Here is a 9521-nt window from a genome sequence, read left to right as displayed (position 1 = left end):
CCGTCGCCGCGCCCGCCGGCGCCCGACCCCGGGCCGGCGACGGGGGCAGCCCCGGCCGACGCATCGTTGCCCGTGCCTGGCCGGGGGGCGGCGCTGACCGGAGGCGGTTCGGGTGGCGGCAGCACGGGTTCGGGCGCGGCGACGGGGGCTGCTCGCGCAAATCTGTTGGCGGCCGATGCCTTGCCGCTTGCCTTCTCGTGCTGCGCCCTGGCGGGCACGATGACGTCTTGCGCAGGTTTCGGCGCGGGGATGGCGATGGCGCTGATCGCCTCGCTGGCGGCGCGAACGACGTGGAGGTCGAGCCCGCTGACCAGCCCGACGCCGACCGCGAATGCCGCGAGCAGCGCGGCGCTGCCGGCGAGAAGCCGCTGACGTCCGGTGATCCGCCCCGTGTAGGCCATGGCAACATCCGCGGCGAACGCCCTTCGTCCGCCTTCGCCATGCCGTTTATAGGAAATCCTCTAGCGTGGACATGAACCGGTCGAACTGGTCATGATGCAGCCAGTGACCGGCATTCTCGAATTCGATCACTTTCGCGGTACGGAAATGCGCGATGCGTCCGTCTTTTTCGGGATTCGAGGCCCAGCTGTCGGCGCCATAGAGAAGCAGCGTCGGGCAGCGGATCGCTGCCCAGAGCGATTCGAGATCGGGTTGGGGAAGGTCGACCACCGGCCAGACGTTCAGATAATTGTCGAACTTCCAGCTCCAGCTGCCGTCCTCGTTGCGGTTGATGCCGTGGATCGTCAGGTGGCGCGCCTGATCGGGGGTCAGATAGCTGTTCTCGGCGATCATCCGCGCCAGTGCGTCGTCGAGCGTCGCATAGCGGCGCGGCGTACGGCCCGCCGCCTCGCGTTTCTTGTCGATCCAGCCGCGAAAACGTTCGGCGAAGGGCGTCGCGGCCCGCTCGGCCAGAACCTTGGGCGAGGGGCCGAGCCCTTCGATCGCGACGAGCTTGCGGACATTTTCGGGATAGAGGCCGGTATAGCGCAGCGAGACATTGCCGCCCATCGAATGCGCCACGATCGTCACCGGCGCGAGGTCGAGCTGGTGGATAAGCTGCGCGAGGTCATAGACGAAGGCGCCCATCTCGTAATTGCCGTCGGGGGCCCAGGCGCTGTCGCCATGGCCGCGCAGGTCGGGCGCGATGACGTGATAGCGATCGGCGAGCTTTTCGGCGACCCAGTCCCAGCTTCGGCAATGGTCGCGGCCGCCGTGGACGAGCAGGAGCGGCGGTGCGTCGCGATTGCCCCAATCGACATAGTGGAGTTTCAGCCGCTGCGAAATGATGCTGTTCGAGGTCGGGCCGCTTGCCATCGTGTCGTCCTTGCTGTCTGATCGGGTTTCAAAAGGCGACTGAATGGCATCCGTCAAGCCCGGTCGCGATCATCGGAAAGGGAGCGGCAGGGGCATGACGACATTTCGGGACAATCTGCTGGCGGGCAAGACGGCCTTTGTTGCCGGCGGCACGAGCGGCATCAACCTGGGCATTGCGAAGCGTTTCGCCGAACTCGGCGCCAAGGTCGCGGTCGCGGGGCGCGATCCCGACAAGGCGCGCCGCGCTGCCGAAGAGATCGGACCGGGGGCAATCGGCCTGTCGGGCGACGTACGCGACTATGCCGCGATCCGCGGCGTGATGGAGACGGTTGCCGACAGACTCGGGGCGATGGACATCGTGATATCCGGCGCGGCGGGCAATTTCCTGGCGCCGGTGCTCGGCATGTCGGCGAACGCTTTCCGCACGGTGGTGGACATCGATCTCAATGGCACCTTCAACGTGTTCCGGGGATGCCATGACCTGCTGAAACGACCCGGAGCATCGCTGATCGCGATCACGGCCGGGCAAGCGGTCAACGCTTCGGCGCTGCAGGCCCATGCCTGCGCCGCGAAGGCGGGGATCAACCAGCTGATTCGCGTCCTCGCGCTCGAATGGGGCCCCGACGTGCGCGTGAACGGTATTTCGCCGGGACCGATCGCCGATACCGAAGGAATGAAACGCCTCGCGCCCGACGCCGCGACGCGGCAGGCGCATTATGACCGCATCGCGATGAAGCGCTGGGGAACGATCGCCGAAGTCGCCGAATCGGCGGTGTTCCTCTGTTCGCCGGCCGCGGGCTATATCACCGGAACGATCCTCGACTGCGACGGCGGCAGCCAGATCGGCGACGCCTCACGCGGCGATCTGGCAAAGGGTATGGCCTGAACGCAAAAAAGCCGCCAACCCATTGGGTCGGCGGCGTTTTTAATGGTGGGCGTGGCAAGGATTGAACTTGCGACCCCTGCGATGTCAACACAGTGCTCTACCACTGAGCTACACGCCCATCCCTTGGGGTGACGCGCCCCCTAATCTCCTCCGCCGGGCTTTGCAACCCCTTCGCGCGAAGTTGCGTCGTTATTGTTGGTGCGACTGGTCGGCGCGCCCGAACAGACTGTCGACCTCGCGCACCAGATCCTTGAGGTGGAACGGCTTCGACAGCAGCTTGGCCTGCGGCACATTTTCCTCGGCGCGCAGCGACACGGCCGCAAAGCCGGTAATGAACATCACCTGCGTCTGCGGCGCGACCTTCGCCGCGTGCTGCGCCAGTTCGATACCGTCCATCTCCGGCATCACGATATCCGACAGCAACAGGTCGAAGGTGCCCGATTCGACATAGGGCACGGCCTCGGTCCCGCGATCGACGGCGGTCACATGATAGCCGGCGCTGGTCAGCGCGCGCGCCAGATACTCGCGCATCACATCATCATCTTCCGCGAGCAAAATGCGAATCATGGCCCGAAATACGCTCCCTGGTCCTTCATGGCGCCCGTTCCCGGCGCCGTGGGTGGTGAAACTGTCCTATAGCGGGAGACATTTAACAAATTGCGGCGCGGCTGGATTTGCTTCACCTTTTTTGCCACGCTCGCCGCAATGACCCGTTTCAGCATTCCGTCCAGCGCGATCGCTGTCAATCGATCCGGATCGGGCGGCCCCGTCATCGTGTCGATTCCCCACGCCGGGCGTATCTATCCGCCCGAGATACTGGCCGCCGCCCGGGTGGGGCGCGAGCAACTCGAACGGCTCGAAGACAGCTGGTGCGACCTGATCGCGGGGCAAGCCGCCGATCGTGGGGCGACGGTCGTCCAGGCGGTATGGGCGCGTGCGGTCGCCGATTGCAATCGCGGCGAAGGGCAGATGGCGCCCGGTGAGGTCGCCTTGCCGCTGCGCGCGCAATTTTCCGCGCCTGGGCGGAAGGAACGCGCCGGGCTGGGCGTCATTCCGACGCGACTTGCCGATTGCGGTTCCCTCTGGCGATTTCCGATCGACCGCCATGGATTGAACTGGCGGCTCGAATCCTTTCATCGCCCTTATCATGTGGCGCTGTCGCGCGAACTGGCGCGCGCGCGCGCCAGGTTCGGTCATGCGGTCCTTATCGACCTGCACAGTATGCCGGCGATTCCGGCCGGTCAGCCGGGTCATGGCGCACGGATCGTTGTCGGCGACCGGTTCGGACGGACCGCCGATGACCGGATTACGGCCGCTGTCGTCGAGGAGGTAGAGAGGCTGGGCGTCTCGGTAACGCGGAACCAGCCCTATGCCGGTGGTCATATCGTGTCGGCGCACGGCCGGCCGGACCGGTCGATCCACGCGGTGCAGATCGAGATCGACCGCAGCCTCTATCTTCACCCCGACCGATCCCCCGATCATCGGGCGGTTGTCCGGATGTCCGAATGGTTCGGCGGGCTGATCGAGCGGCTGGCGGGCATCGCGCCCGGCGAAGACGAGGTGCCGCTCGCGGCCGAATAAAAAACCACCTCGTACCGAAGTACGAGGTGGCCAGGGTCCAGGGAGGACGCGCCCGCGTCAAGCGACGGGGCACTCGCCGAAATGGAAAGGGGGAAAACCACAACGGCGTAGCGACAATCTAGGGATAGTCGCCGCGCGTTACAAGGTCTGTTGATTACAAAAGATACTGGTCGGGGAGAGAGGATTCGAACCTCCGGCCCCTGCCTCCCGAAGACAGTGCTCTACCAGGCTGAGCTACTCCCCGACCGATCCGGCGCCGGTGGTCCGGCGCGAGGGCAGGGCGGTCCTCTAGACGCGCATTTTGCGAACATCAAGCGCCAATCGGCATAGCCGTGACGATTGTTCGGGCTAGATCCGCAGGGCATTGCGAAAGCTGAAATGTCCGCTTTCGACGAAAATCAGATGATCTTTAAGGTCGATGCCCACGAGCCGCAGGAACTGCGCGGCTTCGCGCGTGCATTGCAGATCGGCGGCGCTCGGCCGCGCGATTCCCGACGGGTGGTTGTGCGCCATCTGCACCGCGACGATGCGCCCGCCGAGCAACCGGTGCCAGCATTGCGGCGTGATGACGCATCGGTCGGCTGCCTCGCCCGCAATGCGCTGGAAGCTGGCAAGCCGGGCATAGGCGTCGAAGCCTGCGAGGATCATGATTTCGCGATCGGCGGGGATCATCGGGCGGAACAGCAGGCGCGCGATATCGTCCTCCGCCTCGCGCGGTATGAAGCCGGCCGCGATCGTCGATCGGGGCAGCCTGCCGATGGGCTCGATCAGGGTCATCGGGCTGTTCATGCGGCCGATCACGAAGCGGCGAAAGACAGGATTGGGCCGTATCGGACGATAGCGTCGTCCGCGAGGCCGCGCCCCTTCTCGCGCCCCTTCTCGCGCCCCTTGTCGCGCCGCGCGGCGCGGCCTAGCAACGACGGTGAAAGCGAGGAGCGAGTCTTGCCCGAATCCATCCATTATGAACTGCAATATCTCGACCTGATGCGGCGCATCTGGGTCGAGGGCGACGAGCGCGTCGACCGCACGGGGGTGGGCACGCGCTCGCTGTTCGGCGAGACGATGCGATTCTCGCTGGCGGACGATGCGATCCCGCTCCTGACCACGAAGCGCGTCTATTGGAAGACCGCGCTGCGCGAGATGCTGTGGTTCCTCACCGGCGATACGAATATCCGGCCGCTGGTGGCGCAGGGGGTCCGGATCTGGACCGACTGGCCGCTCGACAAATATCGCCGCGCGACCGGCAACGAGATCAGCGCCGAGGAGTTCGAGGCCCGGATCGTCGCCGACGAAGATTTCGCGGCGAAATGGGGTGATCTCGGCCCCGTGTACGGCCATCAATGGGTGAACTGGCCGCGCTACGAACCGGCAGGCGACGGGCTCTTCCGCCGCGCAGGCCAGGGGTACAACCAGATTGCGGCGCTGATCGACTCGCTGCGGACCAATCCGGGGTCGCGGCGGCACATCTTTACCGGCTGGAACGTCGCCGACCTCGACCGCATGGCCTTGCCGCCGTGCCACATGACCTATCAGTTCCACGTCCGCAGCGACGGCGGCCTGTCGTGCCTGCTGTTCCAGCGGTCGTGCGATCTCGGGCTGGGGTTCGCCTTCAATATCTTCGAGGCCGCGCTGCTGACGCGGATGATCGCCCAGCAATGCGACCTTGCCGCGCACGAGCTCGTCTGGACCGGCGGCGACGTTCATCTCTATCTCAATCATGCCGAGCTGGTCGAACAACAGTTGCAGCGGATTCCGCAGGGGGCGCCCAAGCTGCGCATCCTTCGTCGGCCTTCGAGCATTTTCGACTACAGGTTCGAGGATTTCGCGGTCGAGGCCTATGCCCCGCAAGCGCATATTGCGGCGCCTGTCGCGGTCTGATCGCGCCCGTTGCATTCGTATGGCGACTGTAATAATATGTCGTCACGCTGAAATATAACTAGGCGCGCGATTCGCGGCCGAAGGGAAGAAGATATGCCTGAGTCGGACAGCCGACCGGCGAGCAATCTGCCGCCGCTCTCGCTCCATATTCCCGAGCCGCGCTACCGCCCCGGCGACACGCCCGACTTTGGCGATATCGTCGTTCCCGCGGTCGATGCGACGCCGCGCCCGAGCGAGGATACGAAGCCCGATGCGATGCGCGACATGTGCTACGGCCTTGTCCGCGTGCTCGATTTCGACGGGGTGGCGAAGGGACCGTGGGATCCCAAGCTGTCCGCCGTGCGCCTGCGTGCGATGCTGCGCTACATGATGCTGACCCGCGCCTTCGACGATCGCATGTTTCGCGCGCAGCGGCAGGGCAAGACCAGCTTCTACATGAAATGCACCGGCGAAGAGGCGACGTCGGTCGCTTCGACGATGGCGATCGACCGGTCGGACATGTGCTTCCCGAGCTATCGCCAGCAGGGCCTCTTGATCACGCGCGATTATCCGCTGATCCAGATGATGAACCAGATTTATTCGAACCGCGGCGACCATCTGCTCGGCCGCCAACTGCCGATCATGTATTCGGCGCCCGAACATGGTTTTTTCAGCGTGTCGGGCAATCTGGCGACGCAATATCCGCAAGCGGTCGGCTGGGCGATGGCGTCGGCGTCGAAGGGCGATACGCGGATTGCGACCGTGTGGTGTGGGGAGGGGTCGTCGGCCGAGGGCGACTTCCATTCGGCGCTGACCTTTGCGACCGTCTATAATGCGCCGGTCATCTTCAATGTCGTGAACAACCAGTGGGCGATTTCGAGCTTTTCCGGCTTCGCCGGCGGCGAGCGCACGACCTTCGCGGCGCGCGCGGTGGGCTATGGCATCGCGGGATTGCGCGTCGACGGCAACGATCCGCTTGCTGTCTATGCGGCGACGCAGTGGGCGGCCGATCGCGCGCGCACCAACAACGGCCCGACTTTGATCGAGCATTTCACCTATCGCAGCGAAGGGCACAGCACGTCAGACGACCCGAGCGCCTACCGCGCCGCCGACGAGGCGACCGCGTGGCCGTTCGGCGATCCGATCGCGCGGCTGAAGCAGCATCTCGAAATGCTGGGCGAATGGGACGATGAACGCCATCAGGCGCAGGCGAGGGAGCTCGAAGAGCTGGTAAAGACGACCCAGAAACAATCGGAAAAGCTCGGTGTTCTCGGTCACGGGATGCACCAGCCGTTCGAGACGATGTTTCAGGACGTGTTCGAGGAGATGCCCTGGCACCTCAAGGAACAATGCGATCAGATGCTCGCGGAGCAAGAGGCCAAATTCGGCCCGAACTGGAAGCCCGAATGATGAGCGGCGATATCAAGACCATGAACATGATCGAGGCGATCAACAGCGCCATGGATATCATGCTCGAGCGCGATCCCAACACCGTCGTGATGGGCGAGGATGTCGGCTATTTCGGCGGCGTCTTCCGCGCGACCGCCGGCCTGCAGAAGAAGCATGGCAAGACGCGGGTGTTCGACACCCCGATCAACGAATGCGGCATCATCGGCGTCGCGGTCGGGATGGGCGCCTATGGCCTGCGTCCGGTCCCCGAAATCCAGTTCGCCGACTATATCTATCCCGGCCTCGACCAGCTCGTCAGCGAGGCGGCGCGGCTGCGCTATCGTTCGGCGAACGACTTCATCTGCCCGATGACCGTGCGGACCCCCTTCGGCGGAGGCATCTTTGGCGGCCAGACGCACAGCCAGTCGCCCGAGAGCATCATGACCCACATCTGCGGCGTGAAAACCGTCATTCCGTCGAACCCCTATGACGCAAAGGGCCTGCTGATCGCAGCGATAGAGGACAACGACCCCGTCGTCTTTCTCGAACCCAAGCGCATCTACAACGGCCCGTTCAGCGGCTATTACGACCGTCCGGTCGAGCCTTGGTCAAAGCATGACGCGAGCGCGGTACCCGAAGGCTATTATCGCATCGACCTGGGCAAGGCGGCGACGGTGCGCGCGGGCGAAGCGGTGACCGTGCTTGCCTATGGCACGATGGTTCATGTCGCGAAGACGGTGGTCGAGGAACGCGGCATCGACGCCGAAATCCTCGACCTCAGAACGCTGCTGCCGCTCGATATCGACGCGATCGAGGCTTCGGTAAGGAAGACCGGGCGCTGCCTGATTATCCACGAGGCGACCCGTACCTCGGGCTTCGGCGCCGAGCTTGCGGCTTTGGTGCAGGAGCGCTGCTTCTATCATCTCGAGGCGCCGGTCGAACGGGTCACAGGCTTTGACACGCCCTATCCGCACAGCCTCGAATGGGCCTATTTCCCCGGACCGGTGCGCATCGCGACCGCGCTTGATAAAATCCTGAAGGACTGATCGCCATGGCTCGTTTTTCGTTCCGTCTCCCCGACATCGGCGAAGGCATTGCCGAGGCCGAAATCGTCGCCTGGCACGTGCGGGTCGGTGACCGCATCGAGGAAGATGCGCAGCTCGCCGACATGATGACCGACAAGGCGACCGTCGAGATGGAATCGCCGGTGTCGGGGGTTGTCGTCGAACTGGCGGGCGAGGTCGGCGACATGGTGGCGATCGGCTCGACGCTCGCGGTGATCGAAACCGAAGGCGCAGAAGAAAATGGGGGCGCCGGCGACGCCCCCCCCGCGGATACGCCGGTCGAGCAAGAGATCGTTGGCGAAACGCCGGGAGCCGAGGCAATCTCGGTTGCGGAAACTGCCCCCGAACCCGTTCGTGCTGAGCTTGTCGAAGCACCGTCCTTGCCTGCTGAAGAAGAGCGTGGCCCTTCGACAAGCTCAGGGCAAACGGGTTATGGTAGGTCGGTTTTGGCTTCGCCCGCGGTTCGCGCACGCGCCAAGGATCTCGGTGTCGATCTCGGCCAGGTTCATGCCGAGGGTGACCGCATCCGTCACGCAGACCTCGATGCGTTTCTGCGCTATAGCGGCGGACAGGGGTATCATGCGCCCGGCGCGAGCCGCGCCCGCGCCGACGAGCCGGTCAAGGTCATCGGGATGCGCCGCAAGATCGCCGAGAATATGGCGGCATCGAAGCGCGCGATCCCGCACTTCACCTATGTCGAGGAAATGGACGTCACCGCGCTCGAGGCTATGCGCGCCGACCTCAATGCCAATCGCGGCGGTCGCCCCAAGCTGACGATGCTGCCCTTCCTGATCGTCGCGATCTGCCGGACGATCCCGCAATTTCCGATGATCAACGCGCGCTACGATGACGAAGGCGGCGTGGTGACGCGGTATGGCGCGGTGCATCTGGGCATGGCGACGCAGACCGATGCGGGGCTGATGGTTCCGGTGATCCGCGACGCGCAGGACAAGAATGTCTGGCAACTCGCGAGCGAAATCAGCCGCTTGGCAGAAGCTGCGCGCACCGGAAAGGCGAAGGTCGAGGAACTGACCGGCGGCACGCTGACCGTGACTTCGCTCGGCCCGCTCGGTGGCATCGCAACGACGCCGGTGATCAACCGCCCCGAAGTAGCGATCATCGGCCCGAACAAGATCGTCGAACGCCCCGTGTTTGACGGCGACGACATCCGCCGCGCCAAACTGATGAACCTGTCGATCAGTTGCGACCACCGCGTCGTCGATGGCTGGGACGCCGCAAGCTATGTGCAGGCGCTCAAGAAGCTGATCGAGACGCCGGTCCTGCTGTTCGCGGACTAGTTGGTTCCTCCCTGCGGCGAAGCCGTGGGGAGGGGGACCATCCGAAGGATGGTGGAGGGGCAGGACGTCGCGCCATCGCCCCTCCGTCAGCGCTTCGCGCTGCCACCTCCCCATGGCTTCGCCACAGGGAGG

The 9521-nt window shown here is 64.7% G+C and carries 9 protein-coding genes, 2 tRNA genes and 1 pseudogene; 6 read left to right on the top strand and 6 right to left on the bottom strand.

The genetic code is table 11. The annotated features are described in order from the left end of the window. Together J1N50_RS07065 and J1N50_RS07060 are read right to left on the bottom strand one after the other, a co-directional pair. Positions 1-401: pseudogene (locus J1N50_RS07065) on the bottom strand (energy transducer TonB); the annotation flags it as partial. 46 nt (positions 402-447) lie between these two features. Further along, on the bottom strand, positions 448-1314 hold the full coding sequence (locus tag J1N50_RS07060; protein ID WP_215351697.1) for an alpha/beta fold hydrolase: 867 nt from the start codon (positions 1312-1314) through the stop codon (positions 448-450). A 94-nt stretch (positions 1315-1408) separates the two neighbouring features. Between J1N50_RS07060 and J1N50_RS07055 the strand changes: the two genes are divergently transcribed. Further along, positions 1409-2200, top strand: coding sequence for an SDR family oxidoreductase (locus tag J1N50_RS07055; protein ID WP_215351694.1), 792 nt, complete (start codon positions 1409-1411; stop codon positions 2198-2200). Positions 2201-2243: 43 nt separating this feature from the next. Here J1N50_RS07055 and J1N50_RS07050 read toward each other — a convergent pair. Both J1N50_RS07050 and cpdR read right to left on the bottom strand, forming a co-directional pair. Further along, positions 2244-2318: transfer RNA gene (locus J1N50_RS07050), tRNA-Val, on the bottom strand. 71 nt (positions 2319-2389) lie between these two features. Then, positions 2390-2767: a cell cycle two-component system response regulator CpdR gene (cpdR, locus tag J1N50_RS07045; RefSeq protein WP_058456696.1), complete on the bottom strand. Its 378-nt coding sequence runs from the start codon at positions 2765-2767 to the stop codon at positions 2390-2392. Positions 2768-2905: 138 nt separating this feature from the next. On the opposite strand from cpdR, the gene J1N50_RS07040 reads away from it, so the two are divergent. Then, on the top strand, positions 2906-3781 hold the full coding sequence (locus tag J1N50_RS07040; protein WP_246553204.1) for an N-formylglutamate amidohydrolase: 876 nt from the start codon (positions 2906-2908) through the stop codon (positions 3779-3781). Positions 3782-3948: 167 nt separating this feature from the next. Here the strand turns inward: J1N50_RS07040 and J1N50_RS07035 are convergent. Together J1N50_RS07035 and J1N50_RS07030 are read right to left on the bottom strand one after the other, a co-directional pair. Further along, positions 3949-4025 (bottom strand) — tRNA-Pro (locus J1N50_RS07035). Between the two features lie 104 nt (positions 4026-4129). Continuing rightward, entirely contained in the window at positions 4130-4570 is a 441-nt protein-coding gene (locus tag J1N50_RS07030) for a JAB domain-containing protein (RefSeq protein WP_246553202.1), read from the bottom strand. Positions 4571-4723: 153 nt separating this feature from the next. Here J1N50_RS07030 and thyA point away from each other — a divergent pair, with 153 nt between their 5' ends. The 4 genes from thyA (at position 4724) to J1N50_RS07010 (ending at position 9389) form a co-directional block, all read left to right on the top strand. Further along, a complete protein-coding gene (gene thyA, locus J1N50_RS07025) occupies positions 4724-5659 on the top strand; it encodes a thymidylate synthase (protein WP_281414814.1) in 936 nt (311 codons plus the stop codon). Positions 5660-5752: 93 nt separating this feature from the next. Then, positions 5753-7048: a 3-methyl-2-oxobutanoate dehydrogenase (2-methylpropanoyl-transferring) subunit alpha gene (locus J1N50_RS07020; protein WP_215351691.1), complete on the top strand. Its 1296-nt coding sequence runs from the start codon at positions 5753-5755 to the stop codon at positions 7046-7048. 20 nt (positions 7049-7068) lie between these two features. Continuing rightward, the gene (locus tag J1N50_RS07015) at positions 7069-8073 is read left to right on the top strand and encodes an alpha-ketoacid dehydrogenase subunit beta (RefSeq protein WP_215351687.1); all 1005 of its coding nucleotides are present in this window, start codon (positions 7069-7071) and stop codon (positions 8071-8073) included. A 5-nt stretch (positions 8074-8078) separates the two neighbouring features. Further along, positions 8079-9389 (top strand): dihydrolipoamide acetyltransferase family protein, encoded by a 1311-nt coding sequence (locus J1N50_RS07010; RefSeq protein WP_215351684.1) that lies wholly within the window; start codon positions 8079-8081, stop codon positions 9387-9389. The last annotated feature ends 132 nt before the right edge of the window (positions 9390-9521 follow it).

The sequence above is a fragment of the Sphingopyxis soli genome (assembly GCF_018682675.1).
Lineage (GTDB): Bacteria > Pseudomonadota > Alphaproteobacteria > Sphingomonadales > Sphingomonadaceae > Sphingopyxis > Sphingopyxis soli.
This window is presented reverse-complemented; position numbering and strand designations above follow the sequence as displayed.